Below are 26,055 nucleotides of genomic sequence, written 5' to 3' on the forward strand. Positions count from 1 at the left end.
TTATGCGCCTACAACATCCGCTCCAGGCCGACGGTGGTGCTCATCCAGGCGTTGAAGCGCCGCCACCAGCTACCCGGCTCCTTGGTCAGGGTGTGCATCTTGCCGTCATCTTCGGTGACCCAGACGATCTTGCCTTGTTCCAGCTTCACCTGATAACTCAAAGGCGGCGCCATACCTTGCAGTGCCAGTTCGCGGACACGGGTCGCGAGTTCCGGGCTGTCCACCAGCACGCCGACTTCGGTGTTCCACAGCACTGAGCGCCGGTCGAAGTTAAACGAGCCGATAAAGGACTTCTGCTGGTCGAAGATCATTGCCTTGCTGTGCAGGCTGGAATCGGAACTCGGCGAGGATTTGCTGCCAAGAAAATGCGGTCCGCTGCCCCCGCCTTCGCCGGGCTGCCGACGCAATTCGAACAATTGCACGCCATGCTCCAGCAGCGCCTTGCGGTACGGCGCGTAACCACCATGCACCGCCGGCACATCAGTGGCCTCCAGTGAGTTGGTCAGCAGCTTCACTGAGACGCCAGCATCGGCACGTCCGGTCAGGTACACCAGCCCCGGCGGGCCGGGGACGAAGTACGCCGAGATCAAGATCAGCTCTTTGCTGACCCCGTTGAGCTCGGGCGCCAGCTGCGTGGTCAGCAGCAACTGCGGGTCGGGCTCGCCGTTGGCCAGCACCTTGCTCGGCGCATCCCACAACACCTGGCTTCGGGCCCAGATAAGCTCCCTGCGCCATATGTCCAGGCGAGGGTGCCTGGCGTAGGTCGTCAGGTGCTGATAGAGCGCGTGATTCTGTTTGCGCGTTTCGTCCAGGGATGCCTCTAGTCGGGTCCGGGTATTGTCGAAGTCCTTGGCGGTCGGTTTGTACGTGAGAAATTCATTGATCGGCTTGCTCAGCGCACTGTTCCAGTACTGGTCGAAACTGTGCCCCAGTTGCTCGGCAACCGGGCCAACGCTGAGCATGTCGATGTCAGTGAAATTCAGGTTGGGCTCGGCATCGAAATACTCATCCCCCAGGTTGCGCCCGCCGACAATGGCCACGCTGTTGTCCGCCAGCCACAGCTTGTTGTGCATGCGCCGGTGTTGCTGCGACAGGTTGAACAAGCGGCCCATGGTTCGCGTTACACCGGTGCTGCGGCCCAGGTGCAGCGGATTGAACAGCCGGATCTGGATCTGCGGATGTACCGCCAGGGTGGCGATGACCCAGTCCAGACCGTCGCTGCTGGTGTCATCGAGGAGGATTCGCACGCGCACGCCACGGTCGGCAGCTTTGAACAGTTCGTCCACCAGCATCCGAGTGCTGATGCCGTCGTGGACGACGTAGTACTGCAAATCGAGACTGCTTTGGGCATTGCGGATCAGCTCGGCGCGGGCCGTAAAGGCATCGGTACTGTTGGGCAGCAGTCGAAAGCCGGATTGCCCTTGGTGGGACGCGGCCTGGGACTGGATTGACCGGCCAAACACTGAGTCGCTGGCAGGCAGCGCCTGGCTGGGTTCGCGCTCAACGTGGAGGCTGGCGCAGCCGGCAAGGAACGACGTGAGTAACAGTAAAGCGAGCAGGGGCTGTCTGACTCTCACGAGGGATCGTTCCGATTGACGGCAGATGTTGGCATATGGACGCTGGTTTCCTGGTAAAGGTCAGTCGGTGATGGCGTTAGTTTCTGCCAGCAATTTGATTGCTGCGGCGCCGACCTTGCGCACCGCTTCCTCAATCAGCGCTGTTGGTTTGGCAGCGTAGTTCATGCGCAGGCAATTGCGGTACTTGCCCGAGGGAGAAAAGATGCTGCCGACGGCAATCTGTACGCCTTGATCGTGCAAGGCGCGATTCAGTTTCAGGGTGTCGAAGCCTTCCGGCAGTTCGACCCAGAGCATGAAACTGCCTTGCGGGCGACTGGCGCGGGTGCCGGCCGGGAAATACCGACTGACCCAATCGATCATCATGTCGCGATTGCGTTGGTATTGGGTGCGCATTCGCCGTAAATGCGGTTCGAAGTGCCCGGCCTTGAGGAATTCCGCGATCGCGATCTGCGGTTGCGGTGCCGTAGAGCCTGTGCTGATGTATTTCATGTGCAGCACCCGTTCCAGATACCGGCCCGGCGCAACCCAGCCGATCCGCAATCCAGGTGCGAGTGTCTTGGAGAACGAACTGCACAGCAGGACGCGGCCGTCTTCGTCGAAGGATTTGATCGTGCGTGGACGCGGGTAGGTGTAGGCGAGTTCGCCATACACATCGTCCTCGATGATCGCCACGTCGAACCGTTGGGCAAGCGTCAACAAGGCCCGTTTACGCGACTCCGGCATGATGTAGCCGAGCGGGTTGTTGCAGTTCGGCGTCAACTGTATGGCTTTGATCGGCCATTGCTCCAATGCCAGTTCCAATGCATCGAGGCTGATCCCGGTGAGCGGGTCGGTGGGAATCTCGAGGGCTTTCATGCCCAGCCCCTTGAGGGTCTGCATGGCGCCGTGAAAGCTTGGCGAATCAACCGCCACGATGTCTCCCGGATCGCAAATCGCCCGAATGCTGGTGGACAGCGCTTCGTGGCAACCGGTGGTGACCACCAGCTCGCTGGCGGTCAACTGGCAGCCCGAATCGAGCATCAGGCGGGCGATCTGTTCGCGCAGCTCCAGGGTGCCAAGGATGTTGTCGTAATACAGACCGGGCATGTCCTGCCGGCGGCTGATGCGCGCCAGACCGCGCAGCAGGGGTTTCATCGTCGGCGTAGTGATGTCCGGCATGCCGCGACCCAGTTGCACCACGTCCTTGCGCGGCACCGCGCGGATCAGCTCCAGCACTTGATCCCACTGGGAAATATCCACCGGGCGCTGGGCCGGCCGGCCAATGGCTGGCAGCTCGGGCAGCGCTCGACTCACCGGCACGAAATACCCGGATTTTGGTTTCGGCGTCGCCAGTCCGCTGTCTTCCAGCATGCGATAGGCCTGCTGCACCGTGCTCAGGCTGACCCCGTGTTCGACACTCAATGCCCGCACCGATGGCAGCCGGTCACCGGGGCGATAGAAGCCCTGTTCGATACGCGTGCCGAGCAATTCGGCGAGATTGACGTAAAGGGTCATGGCGCAGTCTCGGTAGGGTTATTCGCTAGAGCAGTACAGATTAGGCAAAAAATTGCGATTCAGAGGTCGAAATGGCAAATCTGTATGGAATTAATACAGGCGCGTTGAATCTGTAATGCTTTTCGTCGTCCCCGCATCATGAAAGCTCTGGCTACCCAAGTAAACAGGAGCGATAGAAATGAGCAGCTTGAGCGATGTGCGGCTGACGTTACACAGTCAGGAGCTGGTGGCAGGGCAAATCAACGGCGCGCGTGAGGCGGTCATGCGTAACGTACCGTCCGGCCTGGGTCGTTGGGGGTTGTTCTGGCATCGTCTGCACACACGCAAGGCCTTGCTGGAGCTGACACCCCAGCAGCTAAAGGATGTCGGATTGAGCCGTGAGCAGGCGCGGGAGGAGGGGTTAAAAGCATTTTGGCGCCTGTGAATACAGTCCCGTGTAGGAGCTGCCGAAGGCTGCGATCTTTTGATCTTGATCTTAGAAACAAGATCAAAAGATCGCAGCCTTCGGCAGCTCCTACAGGGGGGTGTTGATGTCAGATCAATTCTTTAAGCCGATGCCACAACATCCCCAACGCCAACAACGGCGAGCGCAAATGCTTTCCACCCGGAAAGGTCATGTGCGGCACCTTGGCAAACAGATCAAACCCACCACTGTGCTGCCCGCTGATGGCCTCAGCCAACAACTTGCCCGCCAGATGGGTGGCATTCACGCCATGGCCGGAGTACGCCTGGGCGTAATACACATTCGGCTGGTCCTTGAGCCGACCGATCTGCGGCAGACGATTCGCGCCGATGCCAATCATGCCGCCCCATTGATAGTCGATTTTCACCCCGGCCAATTGTGGGAAAACCTCCAGCATCTTCGGCCGCATATAAGCAGCAATGTCCTGTGGGTCACGGCCTGAATAATGGCAGGCACCGCCGAACAGCAAGCGTCGGTCCGCCGAGAGCCGGTAGTAATCCAGCGCCACCCGTTGATCGCAGACGGCCATGTTTTGTGGCAGCAAGGCGTGCGCCTGTGCTTCGCTCAAGGGTTCGGTGGCGATGATGTAGCTGCCGGCGGGCAGCACTTTGCCGCTGAGTTCGGGATTGAGCCCGTTGAGGTAGGCATTGCAGCCCAGCACCAACGTCTTGGCGCGGACCAAGCCTTGAGCGGTATGAACCTTGATCTCGGGGCCATAATCGATGCGGGTGACTGCCGATTGTTCGAACAGCCTGGCGTCCAATTGTTGGGCGGCAGCGGCTTCGCCAAGGGCCAGGTTCAATGGGTGCAGATGCCCCGAACCCCAGTCGATCAGGCCGCCGACGTAACGGTCGGAACCCACCACGCTGTGCATTTCGTGGGCTTGCAGTAGCCGGGTTTCGTAACGGTAACCGAGACTGCGCAGTTCTTCGGCGTCTTCGGCGAAGCCTTCGAGGTCGCGAGGCTTGTTAGCGAGGTCGCAATAGCCCCAGGTCAGGTCGCAAGGGATCTGAAAACGCTCGACTCGCTGTCGGACGATTTCCACCGCTTCGAGCCCCATGAGTTTCATCTGACGCACACCTTCCGTGCCGATGACGTTGGTGAATTGATCGAGGCCATGGCCAACGCCTCGAATCAGTTGCCCGCCATTGCGTCCGCTGGCGCCCCAACCGATTTTGCGGGCTTCGAGCAGTACCACGCTGAGGCCGCGCTCGGCCAGTTCAAGCGCCGTGTTCAGCCCGGAGAACCCACCGCCAACCACGCAAACGTCCGCGACCAACTCGCCCGCGAGCGCCGGATGATCGGGCTGCGGCAGGCTGCTGGCGGCGTAGTACGAGGCAATGTGCTGGGCACGGGCATTCATGCGCATCATCCTGATTTTTTGTGTTTACAAAATTTGACGGAGCATAAGCCGGACCCTCGAACGCGGGCAACATTGGTCGGTTGGTGCTGTCTGGATCGGGGTTTTTGCTGCAGAATCCCGCTCTATTCCGCTTTCGGTCACCGTTTCGATGAGTTGCAACAGTCAGAAAATTCGCACGCTTCGGCAGCAGATTCCCTCGTTCGAGTGCGTGCCCGGCTGCCATGACTGCTGCGGGCCGGTGACCACTTCGCCGGAAGAAATGTCCCGCCTGCCGCGCAAGACCCGCGCCGAGCAGGATGCGGCGATGGATGAGCTCAATTGCGTCCACCTTGGACCCAATGGCTGCACTGTATATGACGAGCGTCCACTGATCTGCCGATTGTTTGGCACCACCAAGACCTTGCCATGCCCCAATGGGCGAGGGCCGGTGGAGCTGATTCATCCACGGGTCGAGAAGCAGATCCACGAGTACATGGCTTCTACCCGCCAAGTGCTGGTTTAGGCGCCGCCAGTTAAAAGATCGCAGCCTTCGGCAGCTCCTACAGGGGAGCGAGCACACCTGTAGGAGCTGCCGAAGGCTGCGATCTTTTGATCTTCAATCCGGAATCGGCAGATTCAAGCTCTCTTTCACCTCTTCCATCACGATATAGCTCTTGGATTCGCGCACATGCGGCAGCTTGAGCAGGATGTCGCCCAGCAGCTTGCGGTACGAGGCCATCTCGGAAATCCGCGCCTTCACCAGATAGTCGAAATCCCCTGACACCAAATGGCATTCCAGCACGTGAGGCAGTTTCAGCACCGCGCGTCGGAACTCTTCGAAAGTGTCGCCGGATTTGTAGTCGAGGCTGATCTCGACGAACACCAGGAGACTGCCCTTGAGGTGCTGCGGATTGAGCCGGGCGTTATAGCCCATGATGATCCCTTCGCGCTCCAGGCGCCGGACCCGCTCGGTACAGGGCGTGGTCGACAGCCCGACCTTTTCCCCCAGCTCGGTGAAGGAGATGCGCCCGTCCGCTTGCAGGATCCGCAAGATGTTGCGGTCGATCTTGTCCAGCTCACGTTTGGTTTGAGTGTTGGTACGCATAGGGGATGCGCCTCCGTGAAAAGCGTTTTTGCCGAGAATTCTCGCCAAATATAGGCACTTATATAGTGAAAAGCACTGCCTAATCTTTTTTACACTGCGCACATCTAATGCTTTGAACAACAAACGTCAGCGGTAAGCCGCGATGAGGGATATGAAAATGCGCGTTATGGTCTTGGGTAGCGGCGTCATCGGTACCGCCAGTGCTTATTATCTGGCACGTGCCGGATTCGAAGTGGTGGTCGTGGACCGTCAGCCGGCCGCTGCCATGGAGACCAGTTTCGCCAACGCCGGGCAGGTCTCGCCGGGTTATGCCTCGCCGTGGGCCGCGCCTGGCGTGCCGCTCAAGGCCATCAAGTGGCTGCTGCAACGCCACGCGCCTTTGGCGATCAAGGCCACTGCCGACATCGACCAATACCTGTGGATGGCGCAGATGTTGCGCAACTGCACCGCCAGCCGTTACGCGGTAAACAAAGAGCGTATGGTCCGCCTGTCCGAGTACAGCCGTGACTGCCTCGACGAATTGCGCGCCGAAACGGGTATTGCCTATGAAGGCCGTAGCCTCGGTACGACCCAACTGTTCCGCACCCAGGCTCAGCTCGACGGCGCCGCAAAAGACATCGCCGTTCTGAAAGAGTCCGGCGTGCCGTTCGAATTGCTCGACCGCGCCGGCATTGCCCGCGTCGAACCCGCGTTGGCCAGCGTCACTGACATTCTCGCCGGTGCACTGCGCCTGCCGAACGACCAGACCGGCGATTGCCAGATCTTTACCACCCGCCTGGCCGAAATGGCCACCAAGCTGGGTGTGGAGTTTCGCTTCGGCCAGGACATTCAGCGTCTCGACTACGCCGGTGACCGCATCAATGGTGTGTGGATCGACGGCAAGCTGGAAACCGCCGATCGCTACGTGCTGGCGCTGGGCAGCTACTCGCCGCAGTTGCTTAAGCCACTGGGCATCAAGGCGCCGGTGTATCCGCTCAAGGGTTACTCCCTGACCGTGCCGATTACCAATCCGGCGATGGCGCCGACGTCGACCATTCTCGACGAGACCTACAAAGTCGCGATCACCCGTTTCGACAACCGTATTCGCGTCGGTGGCATGGCTGAGATAGCCGGTTTTGACCTGTCGCTGAACCCGCGTCGGCGCGAAACCCTGGAGATGATCGTCAACGACCTTTATCCTCAGGGCGGCGATCTGGCCCAGGCGAGTTTCTGGACCGGTCTGCGTCCGACCACCCCGGACGGCACGCCAATCGTTGGCGCCACGCCGTTCAGTAACCTGTTCTTGAACACGGGTCACGGTACGCTCGGCTGGACCATGGCGTGCGGTTCCGGCCGTTTGCTGGCTGACCTGATAGCGAAGAAAACGCCGCAGATCAGCGCTGAAGGCCTCGATATTTCCCGTTATGGCAAAAAAATTCAGGAGTCCGCAAAACATGGCAATCCAGCGCCAGCTCACCAATGAGCGCATGAGTCAGATCGTCGCTCACAATGGAACGGTGTATTTGGCAGGGCAGGTCGGCGATGACATGAGCGCCGGGATTGAACAGCAGACCCGTGAAACCCTGGCCAACATCGAGCGTCTGCTTGATCTGGCCGGGACTGACAAGCGCCATCTTTTGTCAGTCACCATCTACCTGAAAGATATAGACGCACACTTTGAAGGCATGAACGCGGTGTGGGACGAGTGGCTGCCAAAAGGCGTCGCCCCGGCCCGCGCGACGGTTGAATCGAAACTGTGCGAGCCGGAAATACTGGTTGAGCTGTCGGTTGTAGCTGCTCTGCCGTAACGGCTCTGAAACAAGTTGCTCAGAAAGATCCCTCTCCCGGTGCAGCAGGCGGTTAACGCCGTCAGCCAGCGCCGGTTTTTATTCCCAATGACCGACCAGAAGTCTGCCGCCATGCGTCCTGCCCGTGCCCTGATCGACCTTCAAGCTCTGCGACACAATTACCAAATCGCCCGTGAAGTCACGGGGGCCAAGGCCCTCGCGGTGATCAAGGCCGATGCCTACGGCCATGGCGCGGTGCGTTGCGCCCAGGCGCTGGAAGCCGAGGCGGACGGGTTTGCGGTGGCCTGCATTGAAGAAGCGTTGGAACTGCGCGCGGCGGGCATTCGGGCGCCGGTATTGCTGCTGGAAGGTTTTTTCGAAGCCGATGAGCTCTCGCTGATCGTCGAACATGATTTCTGGTGTGTAGTGCATTCGCTGTGGCAACTCGAGGCCATCGAAAAAGCCACACTGAGCAAGCCGATCACGGTCTGGCTCAAGCTCGATTCGGGCATGCACCGGGTCGGTCTGCATCCGAAGGATTACCAGGCGGCCTATCAACGGCTTCTGGCCAGCGGCAAGGTCGCGAAGATCGTGCTGATGAGTCATTTTGCCCGCGCCGATGAACTGCACGATCAAACCAGTGCCGAGCAGGTTGCGGTGTTCGACGCGGCACGTCAGGGGTTGTCGGCCGAAATCAGCCTGCGCAACTCGCCGGCGGTGATGGGTTGGCCACAGATTCCAAGTGATTGGGTTCGCCCGGGCATCATGCTCTACGGTGCCACCCCATTCGAAGAAGCCAACGCCGTGGCCTCTCGTCTGCAACCGGTGATGACTCTGGAGTCGAAAGTCATTTGCGTGCGTGAACTGCCGGCTGGCGAGCCGATTGGTTACGGCGCCAAATTCATTACCCAGAAACCGATGCGCGTTGGCGTGGTGGCCATGGGGTATGCCGATGGCTACCCGCGTCAGGCGCCCACCGGTACCCCGGTGCTGGTCGCCGGGCAGCGCAGCCAGTTGGTTGGCCGGGTGTCGATGGATATGCTGTGCATTGATTTGACCGACGTGCCGCAAGCCGGTCTCGGTTCGACCGTCGAGTTGTGGGGCAAAAACATCCTGGCCAGCGACGTCGCCGCGGCCGCTGACACGATTCCTTACCAGATCTTCTGCAACCTGCGCCGGGTGCCACGGCTCTATTCCGGGAGCTAGGCGCAAGCAGCCCGAACCGGAAGTCGTCTCACCGAACAGGATTCAGGTCAAAGTGTTGTAAATACTGAACGCTGTCGCCATGATAACGCTCATATTTCCAACAACCTGAATTCCTGGAGGCGCAAGCATTGGACGTCGGTGAACGACTGCAATCGATCCGTAAGCTCAAAGGACTTTCCCAGCGTGAGCTCGCCAAGCGCGCGGGTGTCACCAACAGCACCATTTCGATGATCGAGAAGAACAGCGTCAGCCCTTCGATCAGTTCGCTGCGCAAGGTGTTGGGCGGGATTCCCATGTCCATGGTCGAGTTCTTTTCCGAAGAAATCCTGCAGGAAAAGCCGACTCAGATCGTCTACAAAGCCAACGAGCTGATCGATATTTCCGATGGTGCAGTGACCATGAAACTGGTCGGCCGGGCTCACCCGAGCCGTGCCATCGCGTTCCTCAACGAAATCTATCCGCCAGGCGCCGACACCGGTGACGAGATGCTCACCCATGAAGGTGAGGAAACCGGAATTCTGCTCGAAGGGCGACTGGAGTTGGTGGTCGGGCTGGAAACTTTTGTGCTCGAAGCCGGCGATAGCTACTACTTTGAAAGTACCAAGCCGCATCGTTTCCGTAATCCGTTCGATGCGCCGGCGCGACTAATCAGCGCAGCTACACCCGCGAATTTCTAAGGGAAGAGGCGTCCTGCCAGCATTGCGCAGGCGCCCGGGCAGTTTTTCCGCCGATGATAAGACCCCTTCGACTTTGGGGTTGTTTCAGAGTGGCGGGCTTACCGCTATACTTGCGCCCGCCTGCGAACCGTGGCCGTAGGCGTGACTAGCCACCATTGAGGGTGAACGCGTGAACCTAATTATGAAAATGCTGGCCGTACCAGCAACCGTATTGGCCCTTTGGGCAGTGAGCGCACAAGCAGCAACCAACGACGATATCGCTAAACGCCTTGAGCCAGTCGGCCAGGTCTGTGTTCAAGGTCAAGAGTGCAAGGGGATGGAAGTCGCGGCTGCGGCAGGCGGCGGTGGTGGTGCCAAAACTCCGGACGAAATCATTGCCAAACACTGCAATGCTTGTCATGGCACTGGCCTGTTGGGCTCACCGAAAATCGGTGATGCAGCAGACTGGAAAAAACGCGCCGATAAAGAAGGCGGCACCGCCGCAGGCTTAGCGAAGGTCGCGTTCACAGGGCTTAATGCAATGCCGCCAAAAGGCACGTGCAGTGACTGTGAAGTGAAAGATCTTGAAGGCGCCATCCAGAAGATGTCCGGCCTGAAATAGGCGTTCATCTTCAGCGAAAAAGCCGCTTCCGAGCGGCTTTTTTGTGCCCGCTGATCGCCCGTAGGAGCTGCCGCAGGCTGCGATCTTTTGATCTTGATTGTTAAGAACAAGATCAAAAGATCGCAGCCTGCGGCAGCTCCTACAAGGGTTTTGGTGCTGTTCATTGCAGCAAAGACCCGGCAAGCTCGGTCCAACCCCAATTCACGGAATGTAAGGGAGGATCAGATGGTGCAGCTGTGTTCTATCGAGCAGGCGGTCGATGATGTCTTGGCACGGTTGCCGACGCATATTCATATGGGCTTGCCCCTGGGCCTGGGCAAACCCAACCACTTCGTCAACGCGCTGTATCACCGTGTTGCGCAATTGCCCGATCGCCAACTGACGATCTACACGGCCCTGTGCCTCGGCCGACCTTCGTTGGGCGACGGCTTGCAAAAACGCTTCCTCGAACCCTTCATCGAACGGGTTTTCGGCGATTATCCGGAGCTGGAGTTCCTCGCGGGGCTGCACCAGGACAACCTGCCGCCCAACATTCATATCCAGCAATTTTTCATGCAGCCAGGCAGCCTGTTACACAGCGCATCCGCTCAGCAGGATTACATCAGCAGCAACTACAGCCACGCGGCCCGAGACATCAACGCGGCCGGTTTGAACCTGGTAGCGCAACTGGTGGCCAGCCAAGGTGAACATCCCGATCGCCTGAGCCTGAGCTGCAACCCGGACATCACCCTCGACCTGTTCCCGATGATCGCCAAGCGCCGCGCGGCCGGCGAGACGATCCTGCTGGTGGGCCAAGTGCACAACGAGTTGCCCTACATGCCCGGTGACGCGGAAGTCGGCATCGACACCTTCGACCTGCTGATCGACGAGAAGGACAGCACCACGCTGTTCTCCACGCCGAACATGCCGGTAGGTTTCCAGGATCACTTCATCGGCCTGCACGCCAGCACGCTGGTGCGTGACGGCGGCACCTTGCAGATTGGCATCGGCGCCATGGGCGATGCGCTGACTGCTGCGTTGCTGGCGCGGCAAGCGGACAATGAGGGTTACAAGGCATTGCTCGCGGATGTGAATCTCAGCCAATGGGCGCAGTTGATCGATCGCGAAGGAGGGATCGAGCCTTTCGTGAAGGGCCTTTACGGCTGCAGCGAAATGTTCGTCAACGGTCTGTTGGTGCTGGCCGATGCCGGGATTGTGCGGCGCAAGGTCTACCCGGATGTGCCGACCCAGCAACAGGCGAATGCCGGCACCCTCGACGAAGCCGCGCAAACCGATGGTATTTCCGTCCACGGCGGTTTCTTTCTCGGGCCGCGCAGTTTTTACCAACGCCTGCGCGAGCTGCCGCAAAGCAAGCGGCTCGAATTCAACATGACCCGCATCAGCTACATCAACGAACTGTACGGCCATGAAGAGCTCAAGCGATTGCAGCGCCTCGATGCGCGGTTCGTCAACACGGCGTTCACCATGACCCTTCTCGGGGCCGGCGTGGCCGATCAGCTCGAAGACGGGCGCGTGCTTAGCGGCGTGGGCGGGCAATACAACTTCGTTGCGCAGGGGCATGCGCTGGAAGGCGCGCGTTCGGTATTGATCCTGCGCAGTTGGCGTGAATCGGGCGGTGAGGTCAGTTCGAACATCGTTTGGGAATACGGTCACTGCACGATTCCGCGACACCTGCGGGACATTGTGATCACCGAGTACGGTATCGCCGATCTGCGGGGCAAGACCGATGCGGCAGTGATCGAGGCGTTGCTCAACATCAGCGATTCACGGTTCCAGTCGGGGTTGATCGCGCAGGCGCAGGGCGTCGGCAAACTGCCGAAGAATTTCCGCCTCGATCCACGATTCACCGACAACACTCCACAGCGTTTACAGGCCATCCAGGCGCGGCATCCGAACCTGTTTCCGGAGTATCCACTGGGGTGTGATTTCACCGGGGTGGAGCGGGATGTATTGCGGGCGCTGAACTGGCTGAAGAGCAAGTTCAAGCTCACGGAGATTTTGGAGTTGGGGAAAGCAGCGCTGGATGCGCCGGAGCCTGCATCATTTCCCGAGCATTTGGAGCGGATGCAGCTGACCAACCCGGAAGGGTTGAAAGAGGATTTGTTTCAGCGACTGCTGCTCGCAGGCCTCAAAGCCACCGCGATATAACAGCCAACCGAAAATACCTGTAGGAGCGAGCTTGCTCGCGATGGTGTGTCAGCAGACACCACGTCGCTGACAGACCATCGCGAGCAAGCTCGCTCCTACAGGGGGATATGCGCTGTGGCGTTATTCGATGAAGGTCACGACGCCGCCCACCAGGGACTGCACCCGGGCCAGCGATTCAACGCGATAACCCTGCGCATCCAGTTCCGCGCGGCCGCCCTGAAACGACTTCTCGATCACGATACCCAAACCTGCCACGGTGGCGCCGGCCTGTTTGATGATCGAGATCAGCGCCTGCGACGCTTTACCGTTAGCCAAAAAGTCATCAATGATCAGCACGCGGTCGCTGCTGGTCAGGTGGCGCGGGGAGATCGCCACGGTGCTTTCGGTTTGCTTGGTGAACGAGTAAACGGTCGCCGACAGCAGGTTTTCGGTGAGGGTCAGGGACTGGTGCTTGCGCGCAAAAATCACCGGCACACCCAGGTTCAGACCGGTCATGATCGCCGGGGCAATGCCCGAGGCTTCGATGGTGACGATCTTGGTGATCCCCGAGTCCTTGAACAGCGTGGCGAATTCGTCGCCGATCAACTTCATCAGGGCCGGGTCGATCTGGTGGTTCAGAAACGCGTCGACTTTCAGGACCTGGTCGGAAAGCACGATGCCTTCTTCGCGAATTTTCTTGTGCAGTGCTTCCATGAAGCGTTCCTCTTTGGGCGCCTTGTGCGCCTAAGCTCGTAAATACGGTCGGTTTAAAAAACAGTCGGTTAAAAAATAATCAATTCTAGCGCTTTAACATCGCGCGTATGTCCGCCAGCGCGGTATTGCCGCGAACCGCTTTGACTTCAACCGGCGTGTCGTCGGTGCCTTCCCAGGCCAGGTCGTCCGGCGGCAGTTCATCGAGGAAGCGGCTTGGCGCGCAGTCGATGATCTCGCCATATTGCTTACGTTTGGCAGCGAAGGTGAAGGCTAGTGTCTGACGCGCTCGGGTAATCCCGACGTAGGCCAGGCGGCGTTCTTCTTCGATTGTGTCGGCTTCGATGCTGGAGCGGTGGGGAAGAATTTCCTCTTCCATTCCCATGATGAACACGTAAGGGAATTCCAGGCCCTTGGAGGCATGCAGCGTCATCATCTGCACGCCTTCGGCGCCGTCTTCCTCTTCCTGCTGACGCTCCAGCATGTCACGCAAGACGAGTTTGCCGATGGCGTCTTCGACGGTCATCTCGCCTTCTTCGTCTTTCTCCAGGGTGTTTTTCAACGCCTCGATCAGGAACCAGACGTTACCCATGCGGTAGTCGGCGGCCTTGTCGCTGGAGCTGTTGGTGCGCAGCCAGTTCTCGTAGTCGATGTCCATGACCATGCTGCGCAGGGCCGAGATCGGGTCTTCGCCGGCGCACTGCTCGCGCACCTTGTCCATGAAGCGCTTGAAACGCGACAGGCGATCGGTGAAGCGCGTATCCAGGTGCTCGCCCAAACCGATTTCGTCGGTGGCGGCGTACATCGAGATTTTGCGTTCGGTGGCGTAGTTGCCGAGCTTTTCCAGCGTTGTCGAGCCAATCTCCCGGCGTGGGACGTTGATCACCCGCAAGAAGGCGTTGTCGTCGTCCGGGTTCACGATCAGGCGGAAGTAGGCCATCAGGTCTTTCACTTCCTGACGTCCGAAAAAGCTGTTGCCGCCGGACAGTCGATAAGGAATCTGATGGTGTTGCAGCTTCAGTTCGATCAGCTTGGCCTGGTAGTTACCGCGATACAGGATGGCGAAATCGCTGTACGGCCGATCCGTGCGCAAATGCAGGGTCAGCAGTTCCACGGCCACGCGCTCGGCTTCGGCGTCTTCGTTGCGGCAGCGGATCACGCGGATTTCGTCACCGTGGCCCATCTCGCTCCACAGCTGCTTTTCGAATTCGTGCGGGTTGTTCGAGATCAGCACGTTGGCGCAACGCAGGATGCGACTGGTAGAGCGATAATTTTGCTCCAGCATCACCACTTTCAGGGACGGATAGTCGTCCTTGAGCAACATCAGGTTTTCCGGACGGGCACCGCGCCACGCATAGATTGACTGGTCGTCATCGCCCACCACGGTGAACTGATTGCGCGTGCCAATCAGCAACTTCACCAGCAAATACTGGCTGGCGTTGGTGTCCTGGTATTCGTCCACCAGCAGGTAACGAACTTTGTTCTGCCACTTTTCGAGGATGTCGGCATGTTCCTGAAACAGCTTCACCGGCAACAGGATCAGGTCGTCGAAGTCCACCGCGTTGAACGCCTTGAGCGTGCGCTGGTAGTGGGTGTAGACGATGGCGGCGGTCTGTTCTTTGGGGTTGCGCGCGTTTTCCAGGGCTTCGGGCGGCAGGATCAGGTCGTTTTTCCATGAGCCGATCATGTTCTTGATCTCGTCGACGCCGTCGTCGCCCGAGTATTCCTTCTGCATGATGTCGGTCATCAGGGCTTTGACGTCGGCCTCGTCGAAAATCGAGAAGCCCGGTTTGTAGCCCAGCCGTACATGCTCCTTGCGGATGATGTTCAAGCCCAGGTTGTGGAAGGTGCACACGGTCAGGCCGCGGCCTTCGCCGCCCTTGAGCAGGGTGCCGACCCGTTCCTTCATCTCGCGCGCAGCCTTGTTGGTAAAGGTCATGGCGACGATGTACTGGGCGCGAATGCCGCAGTTCTGAATCAAGTGCGCAATCTTGCGGGTGATCACGCTGGTCTTGCCGGAGCCTGCACCGGCGAGCACCAAAAGAGGGCCGCCGACGTAGCTCACGGCTTCTTGCTGCCGGGGATTGAGTCGGGACATACGGAATCAGGGAGTCGTTTGCGAAATGGGCCGGCATTTTAACAGGCTCAGCGAATTGTGCTGCTCTCTCCGACTTGTGACGCAACACGCTATCTATATTTGCCGGTTTTGATACTTTCACGCAGGATGCGTGAGGGATTCGCGTCTAATGTTCGTAATTCCAGATACAAAGGCCTCGCTTGATAACTGATGTCGTTTGGTCATTAGTTACTGGCGCGGCATAATGCCCGCCGCCTACATCATTGCAGAGTCTAGGGAGCTAGCTTGTCTACGCCTGTCGAACCCTTGCGTTTGCTGCTACTGGCCGAAGAGCCAGCGTGGGCAGCGTTGTTGCGCGAGTGTCTGGCTCCGATGGGGAGCTCGGCCGTGCTCATCAGCGCTCCGAGCTGGGAGTCGGTCAGCACTCTGTTCGACGACAACCGCAGCGCGGTATTGCTGACGATCCCGGCCCTTCAGCCAGCGCCGGGTCGTTGCAATTTGCCGACGGTGTTGCTGCTCGAACAAGAGCCGCTGTCGCCGCCCGATGGCGTGAGCGACTGGTTGGTGCGTGATCATCTCGACCCGGGCATGTTGCGCCGTTGCCTGCGCCATGTGCGTGAGCGCGGTGTACTGGAAAACACCCTGCAACGCCTGGCCGAGCAAGACCCGCTCACCGGCATCGCCAACCGCCAGGGTTTCCAGACCCTGCTGGCCGCGCGGCTGGCGGATAACGACGGTCGCGGCCTGGCCCTCGGTCACCTCGACCTCGACAATTTTCGTCACGCCAACGACGCCCTCGGTCATCAGGCGGGGGACCGGTTGATCCTGCAAGTGGTCGCGCGGCTGAAAAGCCAGCTTGAGGCCGGCGATCAACTGGCGCGTCTGGGCAGCGATGAGTTTGCCCTGCTGATCGACACCCGCCGCGCCCCTCAGCGCGCCGAGTGGATGGCCGAACGCATCACCGAAGCACTGGCCGAACCCTATTGGGTCGATGGCGAAAGCCTGTTGATCGGTTCAAGCCTTGGCATCGCCCATGCCCGGGCCCAAGCCGGTGCCGACCCGCTGATGTGGCATGCGCACATCGCCATGCAACAAGCCAAGAGCACACAGGGCTGCACCTTTCACATCTTCAACGAACGCATCAATCGCAATGCCCGCAGCATCGCAGACCTCGAAAGCGAGTTGCGCCGGGCTTTGCGCCGCGATGAGCTGGAACTGCACTACCAGCCACGGCTGAACCTTGAAGACGGGCAGATCGTCGGCCTCGAAGCCTTGGTGCGCTGGCGCCATGCGGAGCGCGGGCTGCTGCCGCCCAGCGAATTTGTGCCGCTGGCCGAGCAAAGCGGTTTGATCGTGCCGCTCGGTTATTGGGTCATCTCCCGGGCACTGCGGGACATGCAGGCCCTGCGCGAACTGGACCTGCCAGCGTTGCACATGGCGATCAACCTCTCGTTCCGGCAGTTCCAGGACAGCCAGTTACTCTCGACGCTGAGCCGCTTGATTACCGAGCGCGGCGTCGAGGCGCAATGGCTGGAATTCGAACTGACCGAAACCGCCGTCATGCGCCGCAGCGATCTGGTGAAGCAGACCATGGATGCCCTTGGGCGTCTGGGTGTGCGCTTCTCCCTGGACGACTTTGGCACGGGTTTCTCTTCCTTCGTGCACCTCAACAGCCTGCCGATTGCCTTGCTGAAGGTCGACAAGAGTTTTGTCGGTGGCATGGAAGAGCGCGAAGAGAATCGAAAACTGGTTCATGCAATGATCAACCTGGCGCACAACCTGAACCTGGAAGTGGTCGCCGAGGGCGTGGAAACACCCGAGCAGCTGGATTTGTTGCGCAGGTTTGGTTGTGATCAGGTGCAGGGGTATTTGATCAGCAAGCCGTTGCCGTTGGTGGATCTGGTTGAGTACTTGAGCTTTGGCAGTGGCCAGCAGGCCGCCCGGGAAGTCGTGAGCTAACACGAACCTTTTGTAGGAGCGAGCTTGCTCGCGATGGTGGGTCAGTCGATACCGATGCGCCTGGCACATCTTCGCGAGCAAGCTCGCTCCTACAAGGGGATCTCAGTCTGGCTGGGCCATCTGGAAATTTGCTTGCAAAGACGGCTCCCGCCGAATCATCCGCTTCATCTTCCACTCAAACGCCAGCGTCAGGCTCACCGCCGCACACGCCAACCCCAGCGCCAATCCCCACCAGACGCCCGTTGGCCCCCAGTGCAAATGGAAGGCCATCCACCAGGCGGCCGGCGCGCCAATCAACCAATAGCAGCCCAGTCCGACCAGAAACGTAGTCTTTGCATCCTTGAGCCCGCGAATGCAGCCCATGGCGATGGTTTGCGTGCCGTCGAACAGCTCGAACCATGCCGCCACCGCCAACAGGCTTACGGCCAGATTGATGACGTCGCGAAACGCCGGGTCGTTTTGATCGAGGAACAAACCGATCAACTGACTTGGCAGCAGCCAAAAGACCATGGCGAAGGCGAGCATCGACGCCGCCCCGAAAGCGATCCCGACCCGTCCGGCCAACCGCGCATCCAGTAGCTGCCCGGCGCCGTAGTGCTGGCCGATGCGCATGGTGATTGCATAGGAAATCCCCGCCGGCACCATGAACGCCACCGAGACGATTTGCAGGGCAATCTGATGGGCGCCCAGTTGCGTGCTGCCCATGGTGCCCATGCACAGCGCGGCGAACGCGAACAATCCGACCTCCACCGCGTAGGTGCCACCAATCGGCAGTCCCAGGCGCCACAGCTCCTTCAAATACTGCCGGTTGGGCCGCGACAGCCCCTGGCGCAACGGATAAACGTCGTAGGCCGGATGCCGACGGATGTGCCAGGCCAGCGCAAGGGCCATGCAGTTGGCGACAATGGCCGTTACCAGCCCGATGCCCATCAGGCCCAGTTTCGGCAGGCCAAACATACCGGTGATCAACGCATAGTTGAGCAGGAAGTTGGCAACCGTGCCGCCGAGGCTGATGACCATCACTGGCGTTGCCCGGCCGATGGCGCTGGTGAAACCGCGCAGGGCCATGAAGGTCAGGTAACCGGGCAGGGCGAATGGCAGGATCAGCAAAAATTGTCCGGCTGCGTGGACGTTGGTTTCGGTCTGGCCGAACATCAGCAACACCGGTTTAAGGTTCCACAGCAATAGCCCGGCCACCAACGCCATCAACCACGCCAGCCACAACCCGGCCTGGGTCAGCCGTGTGGCGCCGACGATGTCGCCGGCACCCTGACGGATCGCCACCAGGGTGCCGACCGCCGCAATGACGCCGATGCAGAAGATCGACACGAACGTGTAAGTCGCCGCGCCCAGGCCGCCGCCGGCCAGCGCCTCGGGGCTCAGGCGCGCCATCATCAAGGTGTCGGTGAGGACCATCAACATGTGCGCCAACTGCGAGGCAATCAACGGCCCCGCCAGCCGCAAGATGGCCCAGAGTTCAATACGCGCTGGATGCTGCATGGTCATCACGCTCGATTAACAAAGAGGACAGGAAAGTGTCGATTCTCGGCGCTTTGCGGGGTTTGCACAAAGGGATAAAAAGGATGGGTTGCATGATTAAAACTCATCCTGCGAAGTATCTGATAAGTTGGCGTCATTGCGCTGTAGGAGCCTTCCTTATGTCCCGTCGTCTTCCTCCGTTGTATGCCCTTCGAGCCTTCGAAGCGGCGGCGCGTCATAGCTCGTTTACCCGGGCCGCGGAAGAACTGTCGATCACGCAAAGTGCGGTCAGTCGGCACATTCGTACGCTCGAAGAGCATTTCGCCTGTCGGCTGTTTCATCGCAGTGGGCGCAACCTGCAACTGACCGAGTCGGCGCGGCTGATCCTGCCGGGTATTCGCGAAGGTTTCACCGCACTGGAGCGGGCCTGCAATACCTTGCGCGCCGAAGATGACATCCTGCGCATGAAGGCCCCGTCCACCCTGACCATGCGCTGGTTGCTGGCGCGTCTCAGCCGCTTTCGCCATTTGCAGCCGGGCAACGAGGTGCAGTTGACCAGCGCCTGGATGGACGTCGACTCGGTGGACTTCAACCATGAACCTTTCGACTGCGCTGTCATTCTCAGCAATGGAAACTTTCCGCCTGACTGGGAGGCGACTTTCCTGTTCCCCGAAGAACTGATTCCGGTGGGCGCGCCGAATCTTCTGAAGGATCAACCGTGGGACGTCGCCCGCCTGTGTTCCACCGAATTGCTGCACCCGACACCGGATCGTCGCGACTGGCGCAATTGGCTGGACCGCATGGGGCTGGCGGACCAGGTGTCACTCAAGGGCGGGCAGGTGTTCGACACGCTGGAGCTCGGCATGATTGCCGCCGCACGGGGTTATGGGGTGTCGATGGGGGATTTGTTGATGGTGGCCGAGGATGTGGCCCAGGGGCGTCTGAGCTTGCCGTGGCCGACCGCCGTCGCCAGTGGTGAGAGTTATTACCTCGTCTGGCCGAAAACGCGCCCGGGAGGTGAACGTTTGCGCCGTCTCAGCGATTTCCTGCAAAGCGAGGTCCGGGCCATGGAATTGCCGGCCGTCGAACACTTGAGCTGAATCGCCGATCCAATGTGGGAGCGAGCCTGCTCGCGAAGGGGACAACTCGATTACGACACTTATTGAGTCGCCGGCCGATACTGCAACGCCTCTGCCAGATGCTCACGGGTAATGCCATCGACCTGCTCAAGGTCCGCCAGGGTGCGCGCAACCTTCAACAGTCGATGGGCGGACCTTAGCGACAACGTCAACCGTTCACACGCTGTCTCCAGCCAGGTTTCGTCGACTGTGGATAACTTGCAATGCTTGCGCAGGCCCGGCAGATCAAGGAAGGCGTTGGCACAGCCTTGGCGTTTGTGTTGCCGCTCCCTGGCGTCGGCAACCAGAACGGCGGCGGTAGTGGTGTTGTCGCCGGGTATGACAGTCGGATTGAGGGCCGTGGCTTCGCGGGCAACGGTCAGGTGCAGGTCGATTCGATCGAGCAACGGGCCGGAAAGTTTGTTGCGGTAGCGCTGGACCATGTCCGGGGTGCAGGAGCAACGACCACTCGGGTCGCCAAGGTATCCACAGGGGCAGGGATTCATCGCTGCAACCAGTTGAAACCGGGCCGGGAAACGTACGCGATCCTTGGCGCGGGATATCACAATATGACCGGACTCCATTGGCTCCCTCAATACCTCCAGGACCCTGCGATCAAATTCTGGAAGCTCATCGAGAAACAGCACGCCATGGTGGGCGAGGGTGATTTCTCCGGGTTGGGGTTTCGAGCCGCCACCTACCAGTGCCGGCCCCGATGCCGAGTGGTGCGGTTGTCTGAAGGGGCGCTGTGGCCAGTGACTCAAGGGCACGCAGCTGACCACCGACTTGATCGCTGCAACCTCCAGCGCTTCGCTTTCGGCCAGTGGTGGTAAAAGCCCGGGAAGTCGACTCGCCAGCAGGGTTTTTCCGGTTCCCGGTGGTCCACTGAACAACAGGTTATGAGCGCCTGCTGCCGCAATCAGCAAGGCCCGTTTCGCCGAAAGTTGCCCCTGCACTTCATTCAAATCGGGGTAGGGCATGCTGGCATGCATCAACCCATCTGAAACATAAGGCTCGATGGGCGTATGGCCATTGAAATGCGCAACGGCTTCCAGCAGATGATCCACCGCAATGACCTTCAAGCCCGAGGCCAGACAAGCCTCCTCGGCATTCGCCCGAGGCACCATCAACGACCGCCCGGCCTTGCGCGCTGCCAGGGCGGCCGGCAACACACCCCTCACGGCACGTACCGCGCCCGAAAGCGCCAATTCTCCCAGGCATTCCACATCATCCAGCGTCAACGTCGGCACCTGCACACTGGCCGAAAGAATTCCCAAGGCAATCGCCAAATCGAACCGCCCGCCATCCTTTGGCAAATCAGCCGGAGCGAGATTCAACGTGATCCGCCGTGCTGGAAATTGCAGCCCTGAATTGATGATCGCGCTACGCACCCGATCCTTGCTTTCCTTCACCGCTGCTTCGGGCAGACCGACCATGGTCAGCGACGGCAAACCGTTGGCCAGATGGACTTCTACGGTAACGGCGGGCGCATCCACGCCAATTTGGGCGCGGCTATGGACGATGGAGAGGGACATGGTCGTTCCTTGAGCTTTACGGGAGCCGCTTCCTGCGGTCTTTTGAAGGGTAGTCGTGGAGTCTGAATTGAGCGCGGTTGGAGATGAGGGAAACCTTCGCAGGATGTTGCTGGAATGCACGATCTGTAGCAGCTGGCGCAGCCTGCGTTCGGCTGCGCAGCAGTCGTGAAACCGGCTGGCAAAGTCTGTCTGACGCACCGCGTGCTTTGATTTTGCGACTGCTGCGCAGCCGAACGCAGCCTTCGGCAGCTGCTACAAAGGTTGCGTCGGATTCTGTTGATTACAGCGACTGTATGGCCCGCGAAGCACGCTTCCACCACGGTGCATGACGCTCTCTTCGTGGTTGCTCTCTATCCGGTAATACGTGCGGAACATCCTGCAACCGAATCCACGGCTGGTTATTCCAATGCAGCAAACTCAACGACATCTCTGGCCAATTCAACAGGCTCAGTATTGGCCGTTCGGTTGAGGTGGGTTGTTCAGCGTCTCTGAGGGCAGGGACTACGTCGTGGGTCAGCCATTCGCGCAGGCCTCGGTATTCCGGGCAGTAATGATAAACCAACAATGCGTAGACGCCGGATTCGCTGATCAGCAGGGTGTTTTCGATGCTGCCGTGGATGAGCATTCGTGCGGTTTGGCGTTGGTCGGGGTCGAGTTTTCGGACGGCGCGTTCGTCGAGGAAGAGGCGGAGCAGTCGGCCGAGGTCGCGGGCGCTGAACCAGGGTTGGTTTTCAAGGAGGAGGGCGTGGAGGTGGAGTTTGTGGCGGGTGAAGACGTGAGGAGTTAGATAAGTGTCATCGCAATTCATTGATACAGCTCCTTTTGCCAAGAGGGCTGCCGGCAATCGTCGCCAAACAATTGGGTGGCAGCTGTACGCGGGTTGGCGAACCGGAGCAAAAGGAACCCGGCAGACCCGAAGGTCTCCCACGCACAACCGCCATGACTCGAGGATGGTCGTCGTGCTCCTTAAGCTTCCGGGTCGCCAAACCCAGTGCTGAATATTCAGCTGGGGGTGAGCTTAGGAACCGGGGCTTTGCGGCGCAATCGGACGGCGGTGGTTTTGTTGTAGGACGTTGCCGGGATTATTGCGAGGTTTTAGATCAAAAGTTCGCAGCCTGCGGCAGCTCCTACAGGGGTGGTCTGCGACCCCATTCGCGGGCAAGCCCGCTCCCACAGGGGATCGCATTTCACAGTGGGGCGGTGTGTTACTCGGCAGGCGGATTCAGCTTCGCTTCCAACTCCGCGACCTTCGCCTCAAGACTTTCCAACCGTGCCCGAGTCCGCGCCAGCACAACCATCTGACTATCAAACTCTTCCCGGCTCACCAGATCCAGTTTGCTGAAACCGCTCTGCAACAACGCCTTGAACTGGCTTTCGATTTCGCTTTTCGGCAGTGGGGTTTCGCCGCTGAAGAGGCGAGAAGCGGTGCCCGTCAGGGCGTCGAGGAAGTCTTTGGGTGCGAGCATGGGAAATGTCCTGGAAACAATGGCGGGCAGTGTATCACGCAGTGTCTATAGTCATTTCCGCAGGCCGCAGGCGCACGCTTTTCGCGCATGGGGACGGACGGCATCGCACCGTTGTTGTGCGTAAGGCGGCGAGCGTTGCAGCCAAGTGGCGGGTATCTGCGCCCAAGGTATTGAAAACAGGGGGTTTTGTGGAGATGGCAAGCTTTCTGCTTAGTCTCTGGTGACCCATGCACTAATGCAGTCGCTGTGACGAATGCGGTGCGCCAAGCGAAACGGGGGAAGAGTTTCGTACGGAGTGGTTAGCAGGCGTCGGACGGGCAGGTAAGGCCGACGATGCGTTACAAAGCCAGGCACTGCGCTTAGACTTGAGACGGGTTTGTTTTCCTGGGGCAAGTCCACCAATTCGGGAGAGAGTTTTCATGAAGCTAGTCACTGCCATCATCAAGCCGTTCAAACTGGACGACGTACGCGAGTCGCTGTCCGAGATCGGCGTGCAGGGCATTACCGTTACTGAAGTCAAAGGCTTCGGTCGGCAGAAGGGTCACACCGAGCTGTATCGCGGCGCGGAATACGTGGTCGATTTCCTGCCTAAGGTGAAGATCGATGTCGCCATTGACGACAAGGATCTTGACCGGGTTATCGAGGCGATAACCAAGGCAGCCAATACCGGCAAGATTGGTGACGGCAAGATCTTCGTGGTCAATCTGGAACAGGCGATTCGCATCCGTACCGGCGAAACCGATACCGACGCAATCTAAGCCGCCACAAACCCAACGCCCCAGGAGAAAACAATATGACTCTGCGTAAATTCGCAGGGCTTGGAGCCCTGTTGTCCATCGTAATGCCCGGCCTGGCTATGGCGGCAGATCCGGTGGCGCCTCCAGTCCTCAACTCCGGCGATACCGCCTGGATGTTGATCTCTACTGCCCTCGTGCTGTTCATGACCATTCCCGGCCTCGCGCTGTTTTACGGCGGTATGGTTCGCTCCAAAAACGTTCTTTCCGTGATGATGCAGTGCTTCGCCATTACCGGTCTGGTCACCATCCTGTGGTTCATTTATGGCTACAGCATGGCGTTTGACACCACGGGGATGGAAGTCAACGTCGTCAACCTCAACTCCTTTGTCGGCAGCTTCGCCAAGGCCTTCCTCGCCGGCATCACGCCTGCCAGTATTACCGGGCCTGCGGCGCTGTTCCCTGAGGCGGTGTTCGTCACCTATCAGATGACCTTTGCGATCATCACCCCGGCGCTGATCGTCGGTGCGTTCGCTGAGCGGATGAAGTTCTCCGCGATGCTGGTGTTCACAGGTCTCTGGCTCACGCTGGTTTACGCGCCGATCGCGCATATGGTCTGGAGCGGTCCGGGTTCGCTGTTGGGCGACTGGGGCGTGCTCGACTTCGCGGGCGGCACCGTGGTGCACATCAACGCCGGTGTGGCCGGTCTGATTGCCGCGCTGGTATTGGGCAAGCGCAAAGGCTTCCCGACCACGCCGATGGCACCGCACAACCTCGGTTATACCCTGATGGGTGCCGCAATGTTGTGGGTCGGCTGGTTCGGCTTCAATGCCGGTTCCGCCGCTGCGGCCAACGGCACTGCCGGTATGGCGATGCTGGTCACCCAGATCGCAACCGCCGCCGCTGCACTGGGCTGGATGTTCGCCGAGTGGATCACTCACGGCAAACCTAGCGCACTGGGTATTGCTTCGGGTGTGGTCGCCGGTCTGGTTGCAATCACTCCGGCCGCTGGCACCGTAGGCCCGATGGGCTCTCTGGTGATTGGCCTGGCAGCGGGTGTGGTGTGCTTCTTCTGCGCCACCACGCTGAAACGCAAACTGGGCTATGACGACTCCCTGGACGCCTTCGGCGTACACGGCATCGGCGGTATTCTCGGCGCGATCCTGACCGGTGTGTTCGCGGCACCGTCCCTGGGTGGCTTCGGCACCGTTACCGACATCGCCGCACAAGTCTGGATTCAATGCAAAGGTGTGGGCTTCACGGTGATCTACACCGCAATCGTCACCTTCATCATTCTCAAGGTCCTGGACGCTGTCATGGGCCTGCGTATCACGGAAGAAGAAGAGGCTGTCGGCATCGACCTGGCACTTCATAACGAACGCGGCTACAACTTGTAAGACGCGCATAAAAAACTTGCCCGGCTTGCCGGGCATTTTTTTGTCCGGAATTTGTCAGTGAAGAAGCAGCTGAAAGGTTTTTTTCTTACAGCTTTGGCCGTGTTTACGGCGGACGTTTTTCTGCGGCCAATGGCTTACGTGATGGAAGGAATATTAGGGCCTTTGTTTTTTCCCAGAGCGCGCTAGAATGCGCCCCGAACGTGCGGAGAACTGTATGTGGCAACAGACTCTGATTACCCTGCGGGCGAGGCCCCGGGGCTTTCATCTGGTAACGGACGAGTTACTCGCTGGCCTGCCTGAACTCAAGGCGTGTCGGGTCGGTCTGTTGCATTTGTGGCTACAGCATACCTCGGCGTCGTTGACCATCAACGAGAACGCCGATCCGGCGGTACGTCGCGACTTCGAACGATTTTTCAATCGTCTGATCCCACAAGGAGCAGACGGCTATGAGCATAACGACGAAGGCCTGGACGACCTCCCGGCGCACTTCAAGGCCAGCGTGCTTGGCTGTCAGCTCAGTTTGCCGATTACGGCAGGCCGATTGGCGTTAGGGACCTGGCAAGGTGTTTATCTGGGCGAGCACCGTGATTCTGGCGGTGCCCGTAAAGTCCTCGCCACCGTGCACGGTGAAGAGGCATAAGCCGTTGGTCACCAATGGCGGTTGAATTTTTTCCGGCGGCCGTCGACAGACGGCGAAGCTGGGCTATAACTAATCTGCTTTTCGCAAGTCATGAGGTAGAACATGAGCGACGATGATCTGGAAAACGACGACCTCGAAGTAGGCGACGACGACGAAACCGAAGAAGGTCTGGAAGCAGCGGTGGAAGACGTCGCTGAAGACGACGGCGGTGATACGCCCGTTCCGACCGCCAAAGGCAAGGCCAAGGCAGCGGTATCGGTCGATGAGCTGCCGAGCGTCGAAGCGAAAAACAAGGAGCGTGATGCTCTGGCGCGGGCTATGGAAGAGTTCCTGGCCAAGGGCGGCAAGGTGCAGGAAGTGGAGGCCAACGTGGTCGCCGATCCTCCCAAGAAGCCTGACAACAAGTACGGCAGTCGGCCTATCTAAGCGTCTGCTACTTGCTTGCTGAAAAAGCCCGCCGTCGCTGCGGGCTTTTTCATGGGAGCAAGATCAAAAGATCGCAGCCTTCGGCAGCTCCTACAGGAAATCCCATGTAGGAGCTGCCGAAGGTTCGGGCCGCGTTCGGACGATCTTTTCAGAAA

General features: G+C 59.5%; 24 protein-coding genes. 14 read left to right on the plus strand and 10 right to left on the minus strand.

The window, feature by feature from the left end:
* Window positions 1-8: 8 nt before the first annotated feature.
* Together JFU37_RS13185 and JFU37_RS13190 are read right to left on the minus strand one after the other, a co-directional pair.
* Window positions 9-1,577, minus strand: coding sequence for a phospholipase D-like domain-containing protein (locus tag JFU37_RS13185; RefSeq protein ID WP_201115696.1), 1,569 nt, complete (start codon window positions 1,575-1,577; stop codon window positions 9-11).
* Between the two features lie 60 nt (window positions 1,578-1,637).
* Window positions 1,638-3,071: an aminotransferase-like domain-containing protein gene (locus tag JFU37_RS13190; protein WP_201115697.1), complete on the minus strand. Its 1,434-nt coding sequence runs from the start codon at window positions 3,069-3,071 to the stop codon at window positions 1,638-1,640.
* A 178-nt stretch (window positions 3,072-3,249) separates the two neighbouring features.
* Between JFU37_RS13190 and JFU37_RS13195 the strand changes: the two genes are divergently transcribed.
* The gene (locus tag JFU37_RS13195; protein WP_201115698.1) at window positions 3,250-3,495 is read left to right on the plus strand and encodes a DUF1127 domain-containing protein; all 246 of its coding nucleotides are present in this window, start codon (window positions 3,250-3,252) and stop codon (window positions 3,493-3,495) included.
* A gap of 109 nt (window positions 3,496-3,604) precedes the next feature.
* Here the strand turns inward: JFU37_RS13195 and JFU37_RS13200 are convergent, their stop codons facing one another.
* Entirely contained in the window at window positions 3,605-4,897 is a 1,293-nt protein-coding gene (locus JFU37_RS13200) for an NAD(P)/FAD-dependent oxidoreductase (protein WP_201115699.1), read from the minus strand.
* Between the two features lie 148 nt (window positions 4,898-5,045).
* Here JFU37_RS13200 and JFU37_RS13205 point away from each other — a divergent pair, with 148 nt between their 5' ends.
* Window positions 5,046-5,399 carry a YkgJ family cysteine cluster protein gene (locus tag JFU37_RS13205; protein ID WP_007947437.1) on the plus strand — a complete coding sequence of 118 codons (354 nt, stop codon included), beginning with the start codon at window positions 5,046-5,048 and terminating at the stop codon, window positions 5,397-5,399.
* 93 nt (window positions 5,400-5,492) lie between these two features.
* Here the strand turns inward: JFU37_RS13205 and JFU37_RS13210 are convergent, their stop codons facing one another.
* Window positions 5,493-5,981 (minus strand): Lrp/AsnC ligand binding domain-containing protein, encoded by a 489-nt coding sequence (locus JFU37_RS13210; RefSeq protein ID WP_003206849.1) that lies wholly within the window; start codon window positions 5,979-5,981, stop codon window positions 5,493-5,495.
* Between the two features lie 157 nt (window positions 5,982-6,138).
* Between JFU37_RS13210 and dadA the strand changes: the two genes are divergently transcribed.
* The 6 genes from dadA (at window position 6,139) to JFU37_RS13240 (ending at window position 12,379) form a co-directional block, all read left to right on the plus strand.
* Window positions 6,139-7,443 (plus strand): D-amino acid dehydrogenase, encoded by a 1,305-nt coding sequence (dadA, locus tag JFU37_RS13215; protein WP_201115700.1) that lies wholly within the window; start codon window positions 6,139-6,141, stop codon window positions 7,441-7,443.
* The gene (locus JFU37_RS13220) at window positions 7,415-7,768 is read left to right on the plus strand and encodes a RidA family protein (protein ID WP_201115701.1); all 354 of its coding nucleotides are present in this window, start codon (window positions 7,415-7,417) and stop codon (window positions 7,766-7,768) included. The genes dadA and JFU37_RS13220 overlap by 29 nt, the downstream gene beginning before the upstream one ends.
* 111 nt (window positions 7,769-7,879) lie before the next feature.
* Entirely contained in the window at window positions 7,880-8,953 is a 1,074-nt protein-coding gene (gene alr, locus JFU37_RS13225; protein ID WP_201115702.1) for an alanine racemase, read from the plus strand.
* A gap of 128 nt (window positions 8,954-9,081) precedes the next feature.
* The gene (locus tag JFU37_RS13230; protein WP_008150195.1) at window positions 9,082-9,630 is read left to right on the plus strand and encodes a cupin domain-containing protein; all 549 of its coding nucleotides are present in this window, start codon (window positions 9,082-9,084) and stop codon (window positions 9,628-9,630) included.
* A gap of 181 nt (window positions 9,631-9,811) precedes the next feature.
* The gene (locus JFU37_RS13235) at window positions 9,812-10,231 is read left to right on the plus strand and encodes a c-type cytochrome (protein ID WP_201116487.1); all 420 of its coding nucleotides are present in this window, start codon (window positions 9,812-9,814) and stop codon (window positions 10,229-10,231) included.
* 225 nt (window positions 10,232-10,456) lie between these two features.
* Complete coding sequence (locus tag JFU37_RS13240; RefSeq protein ID WP_201115703.1) at window positions 10,457-12,379, plus strand: acetyl-CoA hydrolase/transferase family protein; 1,923 nt, start codon at window positions 10,457-10,459, stop codon at window positions 12,377-12,379.
* A gap of 120 nt (window positions 12,380-12,499) precedes the next feature.
* Here the strand turns inward: JFU37_RS13240 and JFU37_RS13245 are convergent, their stop codons facing one another.
* Both JFU37_RS13245 and rep read right to left on the minus strand, forming a co-directional pair.
* The gene (locus JFU37_RS13245) at window positions 12,500-13,072 is read right to left on the minus strand and encodes a xanthine phosphoribosyltransferase (protein ID WP_201115704.1); all 573 of its coding nucleotides are present in this window, start codon (window positions 13,070-13,072) and stop codon (window positions 12,500-12,502) included.
* Window positions 13,073-13,157: 85 nt separating this feature from the next.
* Window positions 13,158-15,167 (minus strand): DNA helicase Rep, encoded by a 2,010-nt coding sequence (gene rep, locus JFU37_RS13250; protein WP_201115705.1) that lies wholly within the window; start codon window positions 15,165-15,167, stop codon window positions 13,158-13,160.
* A gap of 264 nt (window positions 15,168-15,431) precedes the next feature.
* Between rep and JFU37_RS13255 the strand changes: the two genes are divergently transcribed.
* Window positions 15,432-17,105 carry a putative bifunctional diguanylate cyclase/phosphodiesterase gene (locus JFU37_RS13255; protein WP_201115706.1) on the plus strand — a complete coding sequence of 558 codons (1,674 nt, stop codon included), beginning with the start codon at window positions 15,432-15,434 and terminating at the stop codon, window positions 17,103-17,105.
* 102 nt (window positions 17,106-17,207) lie between these two features.
* On the opposite strand, the gene JFU37_RS13260 is transcribed toward JFU37_RS13255, so the two are convergent.
* On the minus strand, window positions 17,208-18,605 hold the full coding sequence (locus tag JFU37_RS13260; protein WP_201116489.1) for a NorM family multidrug efflux MATE transporter: 1,398 nt from the start codon (window positions 18,603-18,605) through the stop codon (window positions 17,208-17,210).
* A gap of 158 nt (window positions 18,606-18,763) precedes the next feature.
* Between JFU37_RS13260 and JFU37_RS13265 the strand changes: the two genes are divergently transcribed.
* Window positions 18,764-19,684, plus strand: a complete 921-nt coding sequence (locus JFU37_RS13265) for a LysR substrate-binding domain-containing protein (protein ID WP_201115707.1) — start codon at window positions 18,764-18,766, stop codon at window positions 19,682-19,684.
* Between the two features lie 59 nt (window positions 19,685-19,743).
* Here the strand turns inward: JFU37_RS13265 and JFU37_RS13270 are convergent, their stop codons facing one another.
* From JFU37_RS13270 to JFU37_RS13280, 3 genes are all read right to left on the minus strand, one after another.
* Entirely contained in the window at window positions 19,744-21,237 is a 1,494-nt protein-coding gene (locus tag JFU37_RS13270; RefSeq protein ID WP_201115708.1) for a YifB family Mg chelatase-like AAA ATPase, read from the minus strand.
* A 280-nt stretch (window positions 21,238-21,517) separates the two neighbouring features.
* The gene (locus tag JFU37_RS13275; protein ID WP_201115709.1) at window positions 21,518-22,045 is read right to left on the minus strand and encodes a BRO-N domain-containing protein; all 528 of its coding nucleotides are present in this window, start codon (window positions 22,043-22,045) and stop codon (window positions 21,518-21,520) included.
* 397 nt (window positions 22,046-22,442) lie between these two features.
* On the minus strand, window positions 22,443-22,703 hold the full coding sequence (locus JFU37_RS13280; protein ID WP_046032213.1) for an accessory factor UbiK family protein: 261 nt from the start codon (window positions 22,701-22,703) through the stop codon (window positions 22,443-22,445).
* Window positions 22,704-23,122: 419 nt separating this feature from the next.
* Here JFU37_RS13280 and glnK point away from each other — a divergent pair, with 419 nt between their 5' ends.
* The 4 genes from glnK to sutA all read left to right on the plus strand — a co-directional run bounded on the left by glnK (window position 23,123) and on the right by sutA (window position 25,900).
* On the plus strand, window positions 23,123-23,461 hold the full coding sequence (gene glnK, locus JFU37_RS13285) for a P-II family nitrogen regulator (RefSeq protein ID WP_002555808.1): 339 nt from the start codon (window positions 23,123-23,125) through the stop codon (window positions 23,459-23,461).
* 35 nt (window positions 23,462-23,496) lie between these two features.
* Window positions 23,497-24,834 carry an ammonium transporter gene (locus JFU37_RS13290; RefSeq protein WP_201115710.1) on the plus strand — a complete coding sequence of 446 codons (1,338 nt, stop codon included), beginning with the start codon at window positions 23,497-23,499 and terminating at the stop codon, window positions 24,832-24,834.
* Between the two features lie 214 nt (window positions 24,835-25,048).
* The gene (locus tag JFU37_RS13295) at window positions 25,049-25,474 is read left to right on the plus strand and encodes a secondary thiamine-phosphate synthase enzyme YjbQ (RefSeq protein ID WP_201115711.1); all 426 of its coding nucleotides are present in this window, start codon (window positions 25,049-25,051) and stop codon (window positions 25,472-25,474) included.
* Between the two features lie 102 nt (window positions 25,475-25,576).
* Complete coding sequence (gene sutA / locus JFU37_RS13300) at window positions 25,577-25,900, plus strand: transcriptional regulator SutA (RefSeq protein WP_201115712.1); 324 nt, start codon at window positions 25,577-25,579, stop codon at window positions 25,898-25,900.
* Window positions 25,901-26,055: the final 155 nt, after the last annotated feature.

The sequence above is a fragment of the Pseudomonas sp. TH41 genome, from assembly GCF_016650695.1.
Lineage (GTDB): Bacteria > Pseudomonadota > Gammaproteobacteria > Pseudomonadales > Pseudomonadaceae > Aquipseudomonas.

Coding starts and splice junctions, on each gene's coding strand:
- rep (WP_201115705.1), bottom strand. CDS start 15,167: ATGTCCCGACTCAATCCCCGGCAGCAAGAAGCCGTGAGCTACGTCGGC.
- JFU37_RS13220 (WP_201115701.1), top strand. CDS start 7,415: ATGGCAATCCAGCGCCAGCTCACCAATGAGCGCATGAGTCAGATCGTC.
- JFU37_RS13270 (WP_201115708.1), bottom strand. CDS start 21,237: ATGTCCCTCTCCATCGTCCATAGCCGCGCCCAAATTGGCGTGGATGCG.
- JFU37_RS13275 (WP_201115709.1), bottom strand. CDS start 22,045: ATGAATTGCGATGACACTTATCTAACTCCTCACGTCTTCACCCGCCAC.
- JFU37_RS13210 (WP_003206849.1), bottom strand. CDS start 5,981: ATGCGTACCAACACTCAAACCAAACGTGAGCTGGACAAGATCGACCGC.
- glnK (WP_002555808.1), top strand. CDS start 23,123: ATGAAGCTAGTCACTGCCATCATCAAGCCGTTCAAACTGGACGACGTA.
- JFU37_RS13260 (WP_201116489.1), bottom strand. CDS start 18,605: ATGCAGCATCCAGCGCGTATTGAACTCTGGGCCATCTTGCGGCTGGCG.
- JFU37_RS13205 (WP_007947437.1), top strand. CDS start 5,046: ATGAGTTGCAACAGTCAGAAAATTCGCACGCTTCGGCAGCAGATTCCC.
- JFU37_RS13200 (WP_201115699.1), bottom strand. CDS start 4,897: ATGAATGCCCGTGCCCAGCACATTGCCTCGTACTACGCCGCCAGCAGC.
- dadA (WP_201115700.1), top strand. CDS start 6,139: ATGCGCGTTATGGTCTTGGGTAGCGGCGTCATCGGTACCGCCAGTGCT.
- JFU37_RS13290 (WP_201115710.1), top strand. CDS start 23,497: ATGACTCTGCGTAAATTCGCAGGGCTTGGAGCCCTGTTGTCCATCGTA.
- JFU37_RS13245 (WP_201115704.1), bottom strand. CDS start 13,072: ATGGAAGCACTGCACAAGAAAATTCGCGAAGAAGGCATCGTGCTTTCC.
- JFU37_RS13295 (WP_201115711.1), top strand. CDS start 25,049: ATGTGGCAACAGACTCTGATTACCCTGCGGGCGAGGCCCCGGGGCTTT.
- JFU37_RS13280 (WP_046032213.1), bottom strand. CDS start 22,703: ATGCTCGCACCCAAAGACTTCCTCGACGCCCTGACGGGCACCGCTTCT.
- JFU37_RS13240 (WP_201115703.1), top strand. CDS start 10,457: ATGGTGCAGCTGTGTTCTATCGAGCAGGCGGTCGATGATGTCTTGGCA.
- JFU37_RS13190 (WP_201115697.1), bottom strand. CDS start 3,071: ATGACCCTTTACGTCAATCTCGCCGAATTGCTCGGCACGCGTATCGAA.
- JFU37_RS13195 (WP_201115698.1), top strand. CDS start 3,250: ATGAGCAGCTTGAGCGATGTGCGGCTGACGTTACACAGTCAGGAGCTG.
- JFU37_RS13265 (WP_201115707.1), top strand. CDS start 18,764: ATGTCCCGTCGTCTTCCTCCGTTGTATGCCCTTCGAGCCTTCGAAGCG.
- alr (WP_201115702.1), top strand. CDS start 7,880: ATGCGTCCTGCCCGTGCCCTGATCGACCTTCAAGCTCTGCGACACAAT.
- JFU37_RS13235 (WP_201116487.1), top strand. CDS start 9,812: ATGAAAATGCTGGCCGTACCAGCAACCGTATTGGCCCTTTGGGCAGTG.
- sutA (WP_201115712.1), top strand. CDS start 25,577: ATGAGCGACGATGATCTGGAAAACGACGACCTCGAAGTAGGCGACGAC.